Origin of the sequence: Streptomyces sp. P13-3-3 (assembly GCF_050571355.1) — a bacterium.
Taxonomy (GTDB): Bacteria; Actinomycetota; Actinomycetes; order Streptomycetales; family Streptomycetaceae; genus Streptomyces; species Streptomyces althioticus.
On sequence record NZ_CP192229.1, the window covers coordinates 133,488 to 150,681 of the forward strand.

General features: G+C 74.9%; 14 protein-coding genes. 7 read left to right on the forward strand and 7 right to left on the reverse strand.

All coding sequences use genetic code 11. From position 1 onward, the window contains the following. Positions 1-8: 8 nt before the first annotated feature. The 4 genes from ACQZOG_RS26930 to ACQZOG_RS26945 all read right to left on the reverse strand — a co-directional run bounded on the left by ACQZOG_RS26930 (position 9) and on the right by ACQZOG_RS26945 (position 4,603). Positions 9-2,453 carry a right-handed parallel beta-helix repeat-containing protein gene (locus ACQZOG_RS26930; protein WP_193467227.1) on the reverse strand — a complete coding sequence of 815 codons (2,445 nt, stop codon included), beginning with the start codon at positions 2,451-2,453 and terminating at the stop codon, positions 9-11. A gap of 124 nt (positions 2,454-2,577) precedes the next feature. After that, positions 2,578-3,189, reverse strand: coding sequence for an Rv1733c family protein (locus ACQZOG_RS26935; RefSeq protein ID WP_359496894.1), 612 nt, complete (start codon positions 3,187-3,189; stop codon positions 2,578-2,580). Between the two features lie 87 nt (positions 3,190-3,276). After that, positions 3,277-4,104: an MOSC domain-containing protein gene (locus ACQZOG_RS26940; protein ID WP_193467225.1), complete on the reverse strand. Its 828-nt coding sequence runs from the start codon at positions 4,102-4,104 to the stop codon at positions 3,277-3,279. 61 nt (positions 4,105-4,165) lie between these two features. Beyond that, the gene (locus tag ACQZOG_RS26945; protein WP_033277684.1) at positions 4,166-4,603 is read right to left on the reverse strand and encodes a DUF6643 family protein; all 438 of its coding nucleotides are present in this window, start codon (positions 4,601-4,603) and stop codon (positions 4,166-4,168) included. 306 nt (positions 4,604-4,909) lie between these two features. Between ACQZOG_RS26945 and ACQZOG_RS26950 the strand changes: the two genes are divergently transcribed. Continuing rightward, complete coding sequence (locus ACQZOG_RS26950; protein ID WP_033277636.1) at positions 4,910-6,184, forward strand: TerD family protein; 1,275 nt, start codon at positions 4,910-4,912, stop codon at positions 6,182-6,184. Between the two features lie 7 nt (positions 6,185-6,191). Here the strand turns inward: ACQZOG_RS26950 and ACQZOG_RS26955 are convergent, their stop codons facing one another. Beyond that, entirely contained in the window at positions 6,192-7,385 is a 1,194-nt protein-coding gene (locus ACQZOG_RS26955; RefSeq protein WP_033277635.1) for a glycosyltransferase, read from the reverse strand. Positions 7,386-7,424: 39 nt separating this feature from the next. Here ACQZOG_RS26955 and ACQZOG_RS26960 point away from each other — a divergent pair, with 39 nt between their 5' ends. Together ACQZOG_RS26960 and ACQZOG_RS26965 are read left to right on the forward strand one after the other, a co-directional pair. Then, positions 7,425-8,219, forward strand: coding sequence for a glutamate racemase (locus ACQZOG_RS26960; protein ID WP_033277683.1), 795 nt, complete (start codon positions 7,425-7,427; stop codon positions 8,217-8,219). A gap of 49 nt (positions 8,220-8,268) precedes the next feature. Further along, positions 8,269-8,811, forward strand: a complete 543-nt coding sequence (locus ACQZOG_RS26965; RefSeq protein WP_033277634.1) for a hypothetical protein — start codon at positions 8,269-8,271, stop codon at positions 8,809-8,811. Positions 8,812-9,136: 325 nt separating this feature from the next. On the opposite strand, the gene ACQZOG_RS26970 is transcribed toward ACQZOG_RS26965, so the two are convergent. After that, on the reverse strand, positions 9,137-10,132 hold the full coding sequence (locus ACQZOG_RS26970) for an O-antigen ligase family protein (RefSeq protein WP_261676245.1): 996 nt from the start codon (positions 10,130-10,132) through the stop codon (positions 9,137-9,139). Positions 10,133-10,451: 319 nt separating this feature from the next. Between ACQZOG_RS26970 and lnt the strand changes: the two genes are divergently transcribed. The 4 genes from lnt to ACQZOG_RS26990 all read left to right on the forward strand — a co-directional run bounded on the left by lnt (position 10,452) and on the right by ACQZOG_RS26990 (position 15,627). Beyond that, complete coding sequence (gene lnt, locus ACQZOG_RS26975) at positions 10,452-12,062, forward strand: apolipoprotein N-acyltransferase (RefSeq protein WP_430741905.1); 1,611 nt, start codon at positions 10,452-10,454, stop codon at positions 12,060-12,062. A 106-nt stretch (positions 12,063-12,168) separates the two neighbouring features. Beyond that, positions 12,169-12,669 carry an NUDIX hydrolase gene (locus ACQZOG_RS26980; RefSeq protein ID WP_033277116.1) on the forward strand — a complete coding sequence of 167 codons (501 nt, stop codon included), beginning with the start codon at positions 12,169-12,171 and terminating at the stop codon, positions 12,667-12,669. A 55-nt stretch (positions 12,670-12,724) separates the two neighbouring features. Further along, positions 12,725-13,525: a 3-hydroxybutyrate dehydrogenase gene (locus tag ACQZOG_RS26985; RefSeq protein WP_033277115.1), complete on the forward strand. Its 801-nt coding sequence runs from the start codon at positions 12,725-12,727 to the stop codon at positions 13,523-13,525. A 113-nt stretch (positions 13,526-13,638) separates the two neighbouring features. After that, entirely contained in the window at positions 13,639-15,627 is a 1,989-nt protein-coding gene (locus ACQZOG_RS26990) for a helix-turn-helix domain-containing protein (protein ID WP_351030413.1), read from the forward strand. Between the two features lie 53 nt (positions 15,628-15,680). Here ACQZOG_RS26990 and ACQZOG_RS26995 read toward each other — a convergent pair whose 3' ends face one another. Beyond that, positions 15,681-17,075, reverse strand: a complete 1,395-nt coding sequence (locus ACQZOG_RS26995) for an MFS transporter (RefSeq protein ID WP_193467219.1) — start codon at positions 17,073-17,075, stop codon at positions 15,681-15,683. Positions 17,076-17,194: the final 119 nt, after the last annotated feature.

The window sequence follows — 17,194 nt, forward strand, 5'->3', positions numbered from 1 at the left end:
GCCCGCGCTCAGGACAGCGCGGGCAGGTCCTCCGCGTACAGCAGCGTCAGGTCGTCGGTGGTGGGCTCGTCGAGCTGGGCGACCCGGCTCGCGTGCCGCTCCACCATCGCCTCGAACGTCTGCCGCGCCGTGCGCCCGTTGCCGAACGCGGGTCCCTTGGGGATGTCGGTGAAGTACGTCAGCAGCGCCTCCGCGGCGCCCGGCGCCAGCCGGTACTCGTGCTCCTCGGCCTGCTGCTCCACGATCCGCAGCAGCTCCTCGGGGCCGTAGTCGCCGAACGTGATGGTGCGCGAGAAGCGGGATGCCACACCGGGGTTGACCGACAGGAAGCGCTCCATCTCGGCCGTGTAGCCGGCCACGATGACCACCACCGCGTCCCGCTGGTCCTCCATCAGCTTGACCAGCGTGTCGATGGCCTCCTTGCCGAAGTCGCGGCCCGCGTCCTCCGGCGACAGCGCGTACGCCTCGTCGATGAACAGCACCCCGCCGCGGGCCTTCTCGAACGCCTCCTGGGTGCGGATCGCCGTCGAGCCGATGTGCTCGCCGACCAGGTCCACGCGGGACACCTCGACCAGGTGCCCCTGCTCCAGCACCCCGAGCGAGGCGAGGATCTCGCCGTACAGGCGCGCCACGGTGGTCTTGCCGGTGCCGGGGGAGCCGGTGAACACCAGGTGCCGCTTGACGGACGCGGCCTTCAGCCCGGCCTGCTGCCGGCGCCGGCCCACCTCGATCATGTCGGTGAGGGCCCGCACCTCGCGCTTGACGCTCTCCAGGCCGACCAGGGCGTCGAGTTCGCCGAGGACGTCCTTGGAGGTGCGCGTCTCGCGCCGCGGTTCCGGCACGGTGGCGGGAGCGGGGGCCGCAGGCGCACCGGCGGGGGAGGGGACCGTGCCCAGCAGGCCCGTGGTGTGACCGGTGGTCTGCACCGCCGGTTCGGGCGCGGGCGGTTCGGCGCGCAGGCCGCCGGACTCGTCGCTGGTGCAGTCCTCGACGACCGGGCCGCCCGAACCGGAGGCGCCGTCGGCGCCCTCGGCGAACTCGTAACCCCCGCGCGCGCAGCGCTCGGTGCGGCACTTGCGCAGCGTCGTACGGCTGCCGTCGATGACGTGGAAGCCGTAGCCGCCGCTGCCGGTGACCCGGCAGTGCTCGAACGTGCCGCGTCCGCCCGCGGACACGTACACGCCCGCCTCGGCGGGGGAGTCGACCGTGCAGCGCTCGACCGTCGGGTCGGCGCCCTTGGTGACGATGACGCCGGTCTGGGTGCCGTCCAGGGTGCAGTTGCTGAGGGTGCCGCCGCTGCCGTGGTCGCGGAACCAGGCGCCCGTGGCCGCCTCCCGGATGCGGCAGTCGTCGAGCTGGGCGGTCGCGCCGTCGCTCACCGACACCGCCGTGTTCCGTACCTGGGTCAGGTCGCTGTCGACGACGTCCGCACGCGAGCCGCGGTCCAGCACGAACAGCGCGTCCGGCACGTCGTGCACCCGGCAGGAGTCCAGGACGGCCGTCGCGCCGTCGCTCACCCACACCGCCGGGTAGTCGCCGGTGCTGTCGAAGATCTCGCACCGGTTGGCGTCCACCCGCGTCCCCGGGTCCCACACCGACAGGCCGTTGCGGCCGAACTGGCGCACCGTGGTGCGGGTCAGGGTGAGCACCGAGCGGGAGCGCAGGTCGACCGCGTTCTCCGGGATGTCGTGGATGCGGCAGTCGGCGAGCGTCAGCACGGCGTCCGTGTCGAGCGTGATCCCGTCCCCGGTGGTGCGGTGCACGTCGCAGTCGGTGAGGTGGGCGGTGGCGCGGGCGGTCACCTGCACCCCGCTGCCGCGCACCTCGTACACCTCGCAGCCGACGGCCTCCAGCGCCGAGTTCTCCCCGGTCACGGTCAGCCCGGAGCCGGAGGCGTGGTGCACCTTGCAGCGCTCCAGCCGGGGGTGGCCTCCGCCGCGCACGGCGACGCCCGCCTGTCCGGCGGCAACCACCTCGCACTCCTCGAACACCCCGCCCCCGCCGTCGACCACGGCGATGCCGGCGCCCGCCGGGTTGTCGACCGTGCAGCGACGCACCGTGGGCCGGGCGGCGCCGCGCACCTCGATGCCCGCGGCGGACCGGCTGACCACGCGGATGTCCCGCAGCTCGGGGGTGCCCTCCTCGACCAGCACGGCGGGGGCGGTGGCGTCCTGTCCCTCCACGTGGAGGTCCTGCACCACCGCGGAGGCGCACACGGTGAGCGGTACCCCGTCCGGCGGCGCGATGCGCACCGAGCCGGGCGACCCCTCGGGCCCGCGCAGGGTCACCGCCCGCCGCACGACGAGGTTCTCCCGGTAGGTGCCGGGAGCGACGGTGAGCACGTCCCCCTCGCCCGCGGCCTCCAGGGCGGCGGCGAGCGATGGGTACTCACCCGTGCGGCGGCGCCACCTCGATGTGCCGGTGTGCGTCACCTGGACCGTGCCCTGTGCCATGGTGTTGCCGTGCCCCCACCTCGTCGTACCTGTGGACCGTTCCCGCCCGGGTCGCTGCCGATCGGTTCGGCCGGACCACCGTAGCGTGCGCGGGGGCGGCGAGTTGACCAGAGGCGGAACGCGGTCAGCTGTCGGCGCCCGCCCTGCCCCAGTCCGGGCCCACGCGGCCCCACTCACGGTCCCAGCGGGCGTACCGGCCGCGGAGCATCCGCCGCAGCACCAGGCGCCGGCCGCCCTCGAACAGTCCGGCGGCCAGCAGCGCGGCCCCCGCGCCCGCGAGCACCGCGTGCGCCGTCGCGGCGGCCGGCTCCATCGGGCGCGCGACCCGGTCGCCGCGTCCGTCGGTCCATATGCGGAACGTGTCGCCCGGCCGGGGATCCGGCAGTCGCGCCTGCAGGGCCTCCCGCCGGGCCGATCCGTCCGGGGCGGTCCAGCGGGCCAGGACGCGGGAACCCGGGTCCCCGCCCAGCAGTTCCGGGTCCGTGGTCGCCGGAGCAGGGTCCAGCTCGCGCACCACCGTGGCCGTGACCAGGTGGCGGGACTGCTGCTGGTCGCGGACCAAACGCTGCAGCGACGCGTGCGCGGCGCTTCCGGCCAGGACGCCGGTCAGCGGCGCGGCCAGCGTGACCAGCAGGAGCACGGTGAGCGCCAGCCAGGCCTCCGCGAGGTCGGTGGCGCGCCGCAGCGGGTTGCGCCGCCAGCGCCAGAGTCCGCCGACCGCACGCACGGCACGCACCCCCTCCCCGGTTCCCGCACCGATCCCTCACGCTGCCCAACGCGCCGGAACGGGCCCGGGTTCCCGCGTCGCGCGGCCGGGCGCGTGTCAGGCCACGACCTCCAGCGGATCGCCGACGCGGAGGGTGCCGGGGGAGAGGGGCACCAGGTTCACGCCGAAGAGGAGCCGGCCGTCGACGGACCGGTGGCGGCCCAGGGTGTGCAGCGGTTCCCGTCCGCGCCGGGAGGTGTCCTGGTCGGTGGTGGTGACGACGCACCGTCCGCTCGGCTTGGGAACCCGGAACGTCATCTCGCCGATGGTGACGCGGGTCCAGCCGTCCTCCGCCCACGCCTCCGTGCCCTCGATCACCACGTTGGGCCGGAACCGGCTCATCGGCAGTGGGCCCTCGTGCGCGTGCGCCCCCTGAGCCACAAGGGAGTTGAGCCGGTCCAGGGAGGCGGTCGTGGTGAGCAGCAGCGGGTATCCGTCGGCGAACGTGACCGTCTCACCGGGCAGCGCGTACGCGGGGTCGACCGGCCGCCGTACGGCCGGGTCGTCGAGGTGCACGAGCCGCACCGGTGTGTCCAGGAAGTCGCTGCACCACGCGTGCACGGCCGGGTCCTCGGCGGGGACGACCTCCACCTTGTCGCCGAAGACGTCCGCCGGCACGGTCGCGCCCGGCGCCGGCACGGGCACGGTGACCGGGGCGCGGCCGGGCGCGGACAGCACGACGCCGCCGCCGGGCAGCGGTTCGGCGGCGGCGAGGGCCAGACGTGGGTGGCGGCGCTGCGTGACGACCTTTCCCCCGTCGTCGATCAGCGTCCAGCGCCGGTCACCGGCCGGACCCCAGCGCTCCACGACGACCTCCCGGAGCGGCAGGCTCCGGAAGGCCTTGACCGGATGAACGTGGATCGAGCGCACACGAGCGTTCCCCATGGGCCCATCGTGCCATCACCGGACGACGGCACCGGGCCCTTTTCGGCGCGGCCCGGCCCGCTCAGTACCCCCGGTACTGCTGGTTGTTGTAGGGGTCCTGGTACGGCGCGGGCGCCGGCCGCGGGGCGGCCGCCGGGCGCATCGCCTCGTAGCCGGCGGGCTGCGGCTGACGCGGCGGCTGCGGCTGGGGGCCGGGGTAGCCGCGCGGCGCGGTGGCCTGCTGCGGGATGTACGCCGTGTGCGCCTGCTGGAGCGGGGCGGGCTGCGGCGTGGCGGGCTGGGGATAGCCGTAGGACGGCTGGGACGGTGCCGCCGGAAGGGCCGGCAACGCCGAGGGAAGCGCGGGCAGGTGACTGGCCGGCGCCTCGTACGCGGCGGGGACCCGGATCGGGGCGATCTGCGGGGTGCCCCGCTCGGCCACGAGCGAGTCGTAGATCGGGGTGTCCGGGAAGGCAGCGGAGGAGTAGCCGCCGCCATACATGGAGCGGGGGGAGGTCATGGCCATAAGTTAAGCCCACGATGTGCTGGTTGGGGAGACCGATAAGAGGGTTGTTTTGCGCGCCCTGGGTGACGGGCGATCCCCAATACGAGCGAATTCACGGAAAACGGACGTACTGCCGCGCGGATTTCGTGTAAAGGCCGAGTTCCGGGGGTGTTACCGGCGGTCGCAGGGGGTGGCCGGAGCGTGGCCGGCGTCCTCGGGCGTGGGCGCCCCGCGCGCGGGGGATTAGGTTGGGCGGACGCACACCGACGGACGCCGGGGCTCGCCCGGCGCGGCGACCTGTGATGGGGGCGGGACATGTCCATGCCGAAGGGATCGAACACACCGGTGCCGGCGACGGCACTGCGGGTCGACGTGGGATGGCGCTCGGGCCCCGGCGTGCCCGACGCGGACGCCTCGGCGCTGCTGCTGGCCGGTGGCAAGGTCCGCTCCGACGCCGACTTCGTCTTCTACAACCAGCCCGCCCACGCCTCCGGCGCCGTACGCCACGAGGGCAAGCGGCAGGACGGGGGCCGGGTCACCGACACCCTGCTCGTCGACCTCACGCGGGTCGAGCCCGGCATCGAGACCGTCGTCCTGGCCGCCTCCTGCGACGGCGGCACCTTCGGGCAGGTCCCGGACCTCTCCATCGAGGTGAAGGACGCCGCGCACGGCACCGTGGCCGCCCGCTTCGACAGCACCGGCGCCACCACCGAGACCGCCTTCGTGCTCGGCGAGTTCTACCGCCGACAGGGCGCCTGGAAGTTCCGCGCCGTCGGACAGGGCTACAGCAGCGGGCTCGAGGGCCTCGCCACCGACTACGGCATCACCGTGGACGAACCGCAGCACGCCGCACCGCCCGCCGCGCCCGTGGCGCCCCCTGCCCCGGCCGCCCCGCCGGTCGCGCCTCCGGTCACCGTCCCTCAGCCGCCGCCCCCGCCCGCCGCGCCCCCGGCGCCCGTCCGGCTCACCAAGGTGACGCTCACCAAGGCGGCGCCCTCCGTGTCGCTGACCAAGCAGGGCGGCACCTCGGGCTCCCTGCACGTCAACCTCAACTGGGAGGTCCGCAAGCAGTTCTCCGGCTGGGCCGCCAAGCTGGGCCGCCCGGTCGCCATGCACGCCGACCTCGACCTCGACCTGTGCGCCCTGTGGGAGCTCACCGACGGCAGGAAGGGCGTGGTCCAGGCGCTCGGCAACGCCTTCGGCTCGCTGCACCAGCCGCCGTTCATCCACCTCGACGGCGACGACCGCACCGGCGCCTCGGCGAGCGGCGAGAACCTCACCGTCAACCTCGACCACAAGCACCAGTTCCGGCGCATCCTCGTCTTCGTCACCATCTACGAGGGCGCCCGCTCCTTCGCCGACCTGCACGCCACGGTCACCCTCCGCCCGCAGCACGGCGCGCCCATCGACTTCTCCCTCGACGAGTGCACCGTCCCCTCCACGGTGTGCGCGCTCGCGCTCATCACCAACAACGGCGGCGACCTGGTCGTCCAGCGCGAGGCCCGCTACCTCGTCCCCGAGCGCGGCGTCAGCCCCCAGCGCACCGTCGACCACGCCTACGGCTGGGGCATGAACTGGACGCCCGGCCGCAAGTGACGGCCGGTCAGGCCTCGTCGGCGGCGGTCGCCGGACGGGCGTAGGTGCGGCCCTTCCAGGCGGCGCCACGCCCACGGCGGTGCTGCACCGCGGAGTCCACCGTCATCAGCAGATAGAGGAACGCGGTCACCGGCAGCAGCGGCGCGAGCCACAGCGGCTGCCGGTAGTACCGCAGCATCGGGACGTACGTCCCCGCCATCACCAGCCACGCCGCGGCGCCCAGCAGCGCGCACGGCACGCTCCCCGCCGCCGCGCCCACGGCCACCGCGGCCGGCGGCACCAGATACACCAGCACCAGACCGGCGACGGTCCCCGCCAGCAGCAGCGGGCTGTGCCGCAACTGCGCGTACGCGCTCCGCGACACCATGCGCCACAGATCGCGCAGCCGTGGATAGGGGCGCACGCTGTCCACGCCGTCCGCGAGCCCCAGCCACACCCGCCCGCCGCCGCGCTTGACCGCCCGGGCCACGGCCACGTCGTCGATCACGGCGTGCCGCACGGCGTCCGGGATCCGCGCCCGCGCGGCGGCGTCGGCGCGCAGCAGCACACACCCGCCCGCCGCGGCAGCCGTCCGCGAACCCGGCCGGGCGATCCTGCGGAACGGGTAGAGCTGAGCGAAGAAGTACACGAACGCCGGCACGACCAGCCGCTCCCACAGGCTCTCCACCCGCAGCCGCGCCATCTGCGACACGAGGTCGAAGCCGCCGGTCCCGGCCGCCGCCACCAGCCGCCGCAGACTGTCCGGGGCGTGCGCGATGTCGGCGTCCGTCAGCAGCAGGTACTCGGGGTCGCGGGCGCGGGCCAGCTCCATGCCGTGCCGCACCGCCCACAGCTTGCCGGTCCACCCGGACGGCGGTTCGCCGGGCGACACCACGGTGAGGGCAAGCCCGCCCTCCTGTCGCGCCAGCTCCCGGGCGAGGTCCCCGGTGCCGTCCGTGCTGCCGTCGTCGACCAGGAAGACCTCCGCCCGGCCCGGATAGTCCTGGGCGAGCAGCGACGGCAGGCTCGCGGGCAGCACGGCCGCCTCGTCGCGCGCCGGGACCACCACGCACACGTCCGGCCACGCGTCCGGATCGCGCGACGCCGGAAGCCGCACGTCCGTGCGCCAGAACCACCCCTGGAGCAGCAGCAGCCACAGCCAGGCGGCGAGGGACACGGCGGCACTCCACACGACGGCGCTCACGTGCGCAGTCTGCCCCACGGCACGGCCCCGCGGCGGCTCATCGTCTATCGTGGCCGGGTGAAGATCGCGCTCATGGACTCCGGAATCGGACTGCTGGCGGCCACCGCCGCGGTGCGGCGACTGCGCCCCGACGCCGATCTGGTGCTCTCCCTCGACCCCGACGGCATGCCCTGGGGACCGAGGACGCCCGCCGACCTCACCCGGCGGGCCCTGGCCGTCGCCGAGGCGGCCGCCGTGCACCGGCCCGACGCCCTGATCGTCGGCTGCAACACCGCCACCGTGCACGCCCTCACCGCCCTGCGCGGCCGCCACGAGCCCGACCTGCCGGTCGTCGGCACCGTCCCCGCCATCAAGCCGGCCGCGGCCGGCGGCGGCCCGCTCGCCATCTGGGCCACTCCCGCCACCACGGGCAGCCCCTACCAGAGCGACCTGATCAAGCGGTTCGCCGCGGGCGTCACCGTCACCGAGGTGCCGTGCTGGGGCCTTGCCGAGGCCGTGGAACGCGCGGACGACAAGGCGATCGACGAGGCCGTCGCCGCGGCCGCCGCGCTCACCCCGGGCGACGTGACCACCGTCGTCCTCGGCTGCACCCACTACGAGCTGGTCGCCGACCGCATCCGGGCCGCCGTGCCCAGCCCCGGGCCGCAGCCGCTCGCCCTGCACGGCTCCGCCGGCGCGGTGGCCGCCCAGGCCCTGCGGCGGCTCGGCGAGCAGCCCGCCCCCGACGCCCCCGCCACCGGCACGCTGACCGTGCTGCTCAGCGGACGCCCCGGCGCGCTGCCCGACGCCGCCCTCACCTATCCGGAAGGCGGACTGCTCCAGGCGGCCGTCCCCGCCCGGACGGCTCAGTAACGCCCCGCGACGCCGTACCCACGGAGCGGATCCTGAGTAACCTCGAGGCATGAGGGACCACCGCTCCGGCGAGCACGGCCCGTACTCCGAGGTCTGGACCGGTCGCGCCACCGCCCGCTTCCAGTGGCTGCTGGCGCTGATCGGCGCCGCCTGCATGGCGCTCGGCATCGCCCTGGCCGTCGACTCCGCGTGGACCTCCGGGGCCGCGCCGCTCGCCATGGCCGTCGTCGGCTGCATCGCGGCCGGACTCCTGGTGCTGTTCGGCACCCTCGCCTTCGTGCACGTCGCACTGCGCGTCGACGAGGACCACCTCGAGGTGCGCTGCGGCCACATCGGCGTGCCGCGCCGCCGCATCCCGCTGTCCCATGTCGCCGGCGCCGACTTCGCCCCACACGTCACGCCCCGCCACTGGGGCGGCTGGGGTTACCGCTGGCGTCCCGAGAAGGGCACGGCGGTCGTGGTCCGCCGGGGCGAGGGCGTGGTCCTCCGTCTCGCCGACGGCCACACCTTCACCGTGACGGTGGACGACGCTGAGGCAGCGGTCCGCGTCATCCGCGACCGGCTGCGGCCGAGGAAGCCGGACAAGGTGTGAGCTGCCGCGCTTGCGGGCGCGGCACTCCGTCACCGGGCCGGTCGTGAGACGCTTCTGAGAGAGGGCGCGGCGCCGGCCGTCGTACCCACGTCACGGGTGTCTCGACGCGCGTTGCGGCGCCGGGGGCACCGGGACACGGACGGCCTACGTCAGCAAGCCGGCACGCTTCACGTGACGGTGCGGTGGCCCGCCGCCGACGCGGTTCGCGGCAGTCGTCCGGGGTGCACGCCCGGCCCGGGTGTCACGGGAGCCGAACGCGGAACCCGCGTCCGGCGGCACGTCCCCCCGCACCGCTGCCGCTCGTGAGGGAGTCACGAGGGGCCCCTCACCGAGCGGCCCCTCCCCGCAACTCTCCCGCGCGGCGGGCCGTGTCCAGGGCGAAGGGGCGGGACGTGGCGAGGCCCGCGAGGTAGCCCGTGCCGACCGCCACCGCCGTGAAGCTGAGCGCGTTGCCCACCGTGGCGACCGCCGCCAGCGCGGTCAGGGCGGCGGCCGCCGTCAGCGCCACCGGCGTCGGGCGCGGGCTGCGCCACAGGGCGTACAGCAGCCAGCCGAACGCCGCCGTCAGCAGCAACACCCCGACCACGCCCTGTTCCGCCGCGAGCTGGAGCGGAGCTGAGTGCGGCTTGCCGTCGGACAGCGGCGACCCGAGGGACGCGGCGCTCAGCTCGCCGAAGCGTCCCGGCCCGACGCCAAGGCCCGCGTGCGTACGGGCCAGGTCGAGCGCGTCGTGCCACAACGCCACCCGGTGCGGGGTGAGCCGCCCCTCCAGCGACGCGGCGAAACCTTCCGGCACCGCGCTCCCGGCGACCGCCCACGTCAGCCCGGCCGCCCCGGCGACGATCACGCCGAGCCCGGCGAGGACGGCGCCACGGCGCCGTACCCGGCCGGCGGCCGTCGAGACCGCCAGCACCCCCGCCGCGGCCACACAGCCGGTGACCGAGCCCAGCACCGCCGCCGTCACCGCGATGCCCGCCGCGAGCAGCCGCATCGCCGACCGGACCGCAGGCCCGGACGCGGCCCAGGCCGCGCAGGAGGCGGCCCCCGCCGACAGGATCACCATGGCGGTCGTCGCCCCGGCGTGTCCGAGCGGCGCGGTGATCTGCGGGCCCGGCGCCAGATGGGGGACCCAGGCGGTGAGCCCGATCCCGGCCAGCGCGCCCGCGCAGGGCGCGGCCACCGGCAGCAGCGCCCCGCCGATCCGGCCCGCCGCGTACCCCGCGGCGACGGCCAGCACCGCGAGCAGCATTCCTTCCGGACGGCCGTCACGGGCCGCCGCGGTGATCAGGGGCCACGCCGCGCACGCGCCCAGCACCACCACACCCGCCGCGTCCGGCCCCGTCCGTCTCTCGCCGTCCGCGTCCGCGCCGGCGGACGCCCTGTCCGTCGTACCTGAACCCACCCCGCACCCCGCCCACGTCGTGCCCCCGTCCCCTGTGACGGTCCCCGCCCGCGGACCCCCCGTCGGGCCGCGCGGACAAGGCACCGGCACACGGTAACGGCTGGTGGCCCGTTTGGGGACGCCTGGTGACGACTCGCCGGGAAACGGTGACGGGAGCCGGGACCGCGTACCGTCCCGGCTCCCCGCAGCCGTCCGACCGTGCTGTCCTGCCCCAGGTCACGCGCCGTAGACTCCCCGGGTGACCGTCACCGCAACCTCCGTCGGCGCGTCGGACCCCATGCCGCCGCGGACCACGCCCTCGGCCTGGCAGAAGTGGCGCGCGCGCCTCCTCCCGGCCGGCGCCGCCGCGCTCGCGGGCCTCCTCCTCTACGTCAGCTTCCCGCCGCGCACCCTGTGGTGGCTGGCCCTGCCCGCCTTCGCCGTCCTCGGGTGGCTGCTGCGCGGCCGGAGCTGGAAGGCGGGCCTGGGCCTCGGCTACCTCTTCGGCCTCGGCTTCCTGCTGCCGCTGCTGGTGTGGACCGGCGTGGAGGTCGGCCCCGGCCCGTGGCTCGCGCTGGTGGTGATCGAGGCGGTGTACGTCGCGCTGGTCGGCGCGGGGATCACCCTGGTGTCGCGGCTGCCCGGATGGCCGGTGTGGGCGGCGGCGCTGTGGATCGCCGGCGAGGCGGCACGCGCGCGCGTACCGTTCAGCGGCTTCCCCTGGGGCAAGATCGCCTTCGGCCAGGCGGACGGTGTGTTCCTGCCGCTCGCCGCGCTCGGCGGCACCCCGGTGCTCGGGTTCGCCGTGGTGCTGTGCGGCTTCGGTCTGTACGAGGTGGTACGCCTCGCCGTGCGGGCGCGGCGCACCGGGAGCCTGCACAAGGCCGCCGCTGTCGTCGGCGTGCTGAGCGTCGCCGTGCCGTTGGCCGGGGCGTTCGCGGCACGCACCCTGGTCAGTGACAAGGCCGAGAACGGCACGGTCACCGTCGCGGTGATCCAGGGCAACGTGCCCCGTCTCGGCCTCGACTTCAACTCCCAGCGCCGGGCCGTCCTCGACTACCACGCGCGCGAGACGGAGCGGCTGGCCGCCGAGGTCGCCGCGGGCCGCGCCGAGCGGCCGGACATCGTGCTGTGGCCGGAGAACTCCTCCGACATCGACCCCTTCGCCAACGACGACGCGCGCGAGGTCGTCGACCGCGCCGCGAAGGCCGTCGGTGCGCCCGTCTCGGTCGGCGCGGTGGTCTCCCGGGACGGGAAGCTGCTCAACGAGCAGATCCTCTGGGACCCGGTGAAGGGCCCCGTCGACACCTACGACAAGCGGCAGATCCAGCCGTTCGGCGAGTACCTCCCGCTGCGCCCCCTGGTCGGCGCGATCAACGAGGAGTGGACGTCGATGGTCCGCCAGGACTTCAGCCGAGGCTCCGAGCCGGGCGTGTTCGACCGGGACGGCGCCGCCGTCGGCCTGGTCACCTGCTACGAGGCCGCCTTCGACTGGGCCGTGCGCGACACCGTCACCGACGGCGCGAAGATGATCTCCGTGCCCAGCAACAACGCGACCTTCGGGCGCAGCGAGATGACCTACCAGCAGCTCGCCATGTCCCGGGTCCGCGCCGTCGAGCACAGCCGCGCGGTCACCGTGCCGGTCACCAGCGGCGTCAGCGCCGTCATCATGCCGGACGGGCGGATCACGCAGAGGACCGGCATGTTCGTCGCCGGCCACCTGGTGCAGGAGGTGCCGCTGCGCACCTCGCAGACCCCCGCCACCCGCCTCGGCACCCTCCCGGAGGGCCTTCTCGTCCTCCTCGCCGCGGGCGGACTCGGCTGGGGCGCGGCCGCCGCGGTACGCGCCCGACGCACCGGCGGGGAGTAAGGGCCGGCGGACCGGCGCACAGCGGAGGCCGGCGGACCGACGAACGCGGAGGACCGACCCTCCGACGTGTCCGGATGCTTCTTCGGGCGCCGGTTAGGGTCGGTGCATGGCTACTCCTGACTTCATCCGCACCCTGCGCGCCTCGGCCGGACATCAGCTGCTGTGGCTGCCCGGCGTCACGGCCCTCGTCTTCGACGACGAGGGCCGTGTGCTGCTCAACCGCCGGGCGGACACCCGCAAGTGGTCGGTGATCGGCGGCATCCCCGACCCGGGGGAGCAGCCCGCGGCCTGTGCCGTGCGGGAGGTCGAGGAGGAGACCGCCGTACGCTGCGCGGTGGAGCGCGTGGTGCTGGTCCAGGCCCTGCAGCCGGTGACGTACGGCAACGGCGACATCTGCCAGTACATGGACATCACCTTCCGCTGCCGTGCCGTCGGCGGCGAGGCGCGGGTGAACGACGACGAGTCGCTGGACGTCGCCTGGTTCGCGGTGGACGCGCTGCCCGAACTGAACGACTTCGCGAGCTTCCGCATCAAGCAGGCCCTTGCCGACGCACCCACCTGGTTCGAGCCCGCACCCACATGGCTCGACCCCACTGGAAACCGCTGAACTGTGGGGCGCGACCACATGGGTCGTCCGGGGCGCGCTGCCTAGGGTCAACCCCATGACCGCGTCCAGTGCCCTCCCGGCCCCCCACGACACCCCCCTCGACCTCGGCGGCCGTACCGCGCTCGTCACCGGCGCCGCCGGCGGCATCGGCCGCGCCTGCGCGCTGCGCCTCGCGGCCGCCGGCGCCAAGGTCAGAGCCGTCGACCGGGACGCCGAAGGGCTGGAGGCGCTCGCCGCGGCGGCCGCGGACCTCGGCGGCGCCGTCGAGCCGCTGGTCCTGGACCTCACCGACCTGGACGCGGCCGAGGCCGCCGCCGCCGGGACGGACGTCCTGGTCAACAACGCGGGACTCCAGCTGGTGCGGCCCATCGAGGAGTTCCCGCCGGACGTCTTCCACACGGTCCTCACCGTGATGCTGGAGGCACCCTTCCGTCTCCTCCGGGGCGCCCTGCCGCACATGTACGGACAGGGCTGGGGCCGCGTCGTCAACATCTCCTCCGTGCACGGGCTGCGCGCCTCCGCCTACAAGTCCGCGTACGTGGCCGCCAAGCACGGCCTGGAGGGGCTGTCCAAGACCACCGCCCTGGAGGGCGCGTCCCACGGCGTCACCTCCAACTGCGTGAACCCCGGCTATGTGCGCACCGCACTGGTCGAGAAGCAGATCGCCGACCAGGCCCTCGCCCACGGCATCCCCGAGGAACGCGTCGTGGCCGAGGTGCTGCTCCAGGACAGCGCGCTCAAGCGCCTGATCGAACCGAAGGAGGTCGCCCAGGCCGTGGCCTACCTGTGCGGACCGCAGGCGTCCTTCGTCACCGGCACCTCGCTGGTCCTGGACGGCGGCTGGACAGCCCACTAGGACGGATCCGCCAGGACAGGCCGAGACCCGCCACCGACCGCGGCCGGCCGTCGGCCGGCGGAGTTTTCCACAGGGCTGACGGGGCGGCCGCCGGATGAGGAATCCTGAGACCCATGCCCCGCGATCACCTGCAGTCCGCCGAACGGTCCGCCTCCGCCGCCGCGGACCGGACCCGCCCCGACGCCGGCCGGCCCGCGGCCGACGGCGCGGAGGCGCCGTTCCTGGAGCTGCTCGCCCGCGGCGCCCCCGCCGAGGCCTACGAGCAGCCGGTGCTGCTCGCCCGCGCCGAGGGCCGCCCCGCCGAGCGGGTCGCGGCCCTGGAGCGGGCGAAGCTGCTCGCCCTGCGCGTGCGCTCCGAGATCGAGGGGCGCCGCCGCAGGGAGGCCGAGCTGTCCGCCCTGTTCGAGACCGCCCACGACCTCGCCGGGCTGCGCGACCTGGACGCCGTGCTGCGCGCGATCGTGCAGCGCGCCCGCTCCCTCCTCGGCACCGACGTCGCCTACCTCAGCCTCAACGACCCGGAGCGGGGCGACACCTACATGCGGGTCACCGAGGGATCGGTGGCGGCCCGCTTCCAGCAGCTGCGCCTCGGCATGGGTGAGGGGCTTGGCGGCCTCGTCGCCCAGACCGCCCGGCCGTACGTCACGGACGACTACTTCCGCGACGGCCGCTTCCAGCACACCCACTCCATCGACAGCGGGGTGCGCGACGAGGGGCTCGTCGCGATCCTCGGGGTGCCCTTGACGCTCGGGGACCACGTCATCGGGGTGCTGTTCGCCGCCGACCGCCGCTCCCGCGTGTTCGAGCGGGAGCAGATCGCCCTCCTCGGCTCGTTCGCGGCGCTCGCCGCGGCCGCCATCGACACGGCCAACCTGCTCGCCGAGACCCGCGAGGCCCTGAGCGGGCTGGAGCGGGCCAACGAGATCATCCAGGACCGCAGCGCCGTCATCGAGCGCGCCTCCGACGTCCACGACCGGCTCGCCGAGCTGGTCCTGCGCGGCGGCGGGGTGCACGACGTGGCCGCCGCCGTCTCCGAAGTGCTGGACGGCACCGTCGAGTTCACCGAGGCACCGGCGGCACCCGCCCGCGCCCTGGAGTCCTCCCGCGCCGAGGGCCACGCCGTGCGGCACGGGGACGACTGGATCGCCGCCGTCGCCGCCGGGGACGAACTGCCCGGCGCCCTCGTGCTGCGCGGCCACCCGGGCCTCGACCCCGTCGACCAGCGCACCCTGGAGCGCGCCGCCCTGGTCACCTCTCTGCTGCTGCTGGCCCGACGCTCCGCCGCCGAGGCCGAGCAGCGCGTCCGCGGCGAGCTGCTCGACGACCTGCTCGACGCCCGCGACCGGGACCCCCGCCTGCTGCGGGACCGCGCCACCCGGCTGCGCGCCGACCTCGACGCCACGCACACCGTCCTCGCCGCCCGGCTGGAGGGCGGCACCGCCGACGCGGACCAGGAGGCCGACGCCCGCAGACGTCTGTGGGCGGCCGCCTCCCACCTCGCCGCGACCCGGCACGGCCTCGCCGCCGCCCGCGACGGCGGCACGGTCCTGCTGCTGCCGCTCGCTCCCGGCGACACCGCCACCGGCCTGGCCCGCCGCACCGCCCGCGAGCTGGGCACCGCCGTGCACGAACCGGTCACGGTCGGCGCGTCCGCCCCGGTCGGCCGCCTCCTGGCCCGCCCGGACACGGTCGCCTCGGCGTACGCGGAGGCCCGGCGCTGCCTAGACACCCTGCGGCTCCTCGGCCGCGCGGGCGACGGCTCCGCCGCCGAGGACTTCGGGTTCCTCGGGCTGCTGCTGGCGGGGGAGCGGGACATCGCCGGCTTCGTCGACCGCACCATCGGCAAGGTCGTGGCGTACGACGAGCGGCGCGGCACGGAGCTGCTGCGCACGCTGGACGCCTACTTCGCCTGCGGGATGAGCCCGGCCCGCACCAAGGACGATCTGCACGTCCACGTCAACACGGTGGCGCAGCGCCTCGACCGCGTCGGCCGCCTCCTCGGCGACGACTGGCAGAGCCCGCAGCGCTCCCTGGAGATACAGCTGGCCCTGCGCCTGCACCGCTTGTCCGGCATCACGCAGCCGCCGCCCGCCCAGCACTGACCCCCGTGTCCGCCGGGGTGCGGACACGGGGGCCGGGGTCGTACGGGCGGAGCTCAGAGGGCTCGCGCGTCCTCCGTCTTCCCGGGGGCGGCCGGGGCGCCCGCCCCGTCCTCCGTCTCGGGGGACACGTCGGTGAGATCCCGGTGCCGGGTCTCCTTGGCCGCCAGGATCGCGACGACCGTGAGCAGGCTCGCGGCGATGACGTAGAGGGCGATCGGAGTGGAGGTGCCGTAGTCCGACAGCAGCGCGGTGGCGATCAGCGGGGCGGGGGCGCCGGCCGCGACGGAGGCGAACTGGGCGCCGATCGAGGCGCCGGAGTAGCGCATCCGGGTCGCGAACATCTCGGAGAAGAACGCCGCCTGCGGCGCGTACATCGCGCCGTGCAGGACGAGACCCACGGTCACCGCGAGCAGCAGGGCGCCGAAACCGCCGGTGTCGATGAGCGCGAAGAACGGGAACATCCACAGACCGACGCCGACCGCGCCGATGAGATACACGGGACGCCGGCCCCACCGGTCGGACAGCGCGCCCCACGCGGGGATCACGGCGAAGTGCAGCGCGGAGGCGATGAGCACGGCGTTGAGCGCGGTCTGCCTGGACACCCCCGCCGAGGTGGTGGCGTAGACCAGGATGAACGCGGTGATCACGTAGTAGCTGATGTTCTCCGCCATCCGCGCGCCCATCGCCACCAGCACGTCACGCCAGTGGTGCTTGAGCACGGCGACGAGCGGCATGCGCTCGGCGGGGGCGTCCTCCGCCTTGCGCGCCTCGGCACGCTTCAGCGCCTCCTTGAACACGGGCGACTCGTCGACGGAGAGCCGGATCCACAGCCCGACGATCACCAGCACACCGGACAGCAGGAACGGGATCCGCCAGCCCCAGGCGCCGAACGCCGACTCCGACAGCACGGCGGTCAGCAGCGCCAGCACACCGGTCGCCAGCAGTTGCCCGGCCGGCGCGCCGGTCTGCGGCCACGACGCCCAAAACCCGCGCCGGCGCGCGTCACCGTGCTCGGACACCAGCAGCACGGCGCCGCCCCACTCACCGCCGAGCGCGAAGCCCTGCACCAGCCGCAGCACGGTCAGCAGGATCGGCGCCATGCTGCCGATGGTGGCGTGCGTGGGCATCAGACCGATGGCGAAGGTCGCCCCGCCCATCATCAGCAGGCTCAGCACCAGCAGCTTCTTGCGCCCGAGCCGGTCGCCGTAGTGCCCGAACACCAACGCGCCGATCGGCCGCGCGGCGAACCCGACGGCGTACGTCAGGAACGACAGGAGCGTGCCGACCAGCGGATCGGAGTCCGGGAAGAACAGCTCGTTGAAGACGAGCGCGGCGGCGGACCCGTAGAGGAAGAAGTCGTACCACTCGATGGTGGTGCCGATGAGGGAGGCGGCGACGATGCGCTTGAGGTTGCTCCGTGCTGGTGGGGCGGTAGAGGGCGACGACATCGGCACCACTTCCTGGCGTTGCGGGGACGGTTGCGTGTCGCCACACCGTAGGAATGCGCAGGTCAGTGGCACATGTGGTGGGGCACCATAGTTTCGACCGCGGTAGTGCGGGCGCCCAC

Excerpts from the sequence above, each read along its gene's own strand:
- ACQZOG_RS26930 (WP_193467227.1), bottom strand. The coding sequence starts at position 2,453 with ATGGCACAGGGCACGGTCCAGGTGACGCACACCGGCACATCGAGGTGG.
- ACQZOG_RS26940 (WP_193467225.1), bottom strand. The coding sequence starts at position 4,104 with ATGGGGAACGCTCGTGTGCGCTCGATCCACGTTCATCCGGTCAAGGCC.
- ACQZOG_RS26945 (WP_033277684.1), bottom strand. The coding sequence starts at position 4,603 with ATGACCTCCCCCCGCTCCATGTATGGCGGCGGCTACTCCTCCGCTGCC.
- ACQZOG_RS26950 (WP_033277636.1), top strand. The coding sequence starts at position 4,910 with ATGCCGAAGGGATCGAACACACCGGTGCCGGCGACGGCACTGCGGGTC.
- ACQZOG_RS26965 (WP_033277634.1), top strand. The coding sequence starts at position 8,269 with ATGAGGGACCACCGCTCCGGCGAGCACGGCCCGTACTCCGAGGTCTGG.
- ACQZOG_RS26980 (WP_033277116.1), top strand. The coding sequence starts at position 12,169 with ATGGCTACTCCTGACTTCATCCGCACCCTGCGCGCCTCGGCCGGACAT.
- ACQZOG_RS26985 (WP_033277115.1), top strand. The coding sequence starts at position 12,725 with ATGACCGCGTCCAGTGCCCTCCCGGCCCCCCACGACACCCCCCTCGAC.
- ACQZOG_RS26990 (WP_351030413.1), top strand. The coding sequence starts at position 13,639 with ATGCCCCGCGATCACCTGCAGTCCGCCGAACGGTCCGCCTCCGCCGCC.
- ACQZOG_RS26995 (WP_193467219.1), bottom strand. The coding sequence starts at position 17,075 with ATGTCGTCGCCCTCTACCGCCCCACCAGCACGGAGCAACCTCAAGCGC.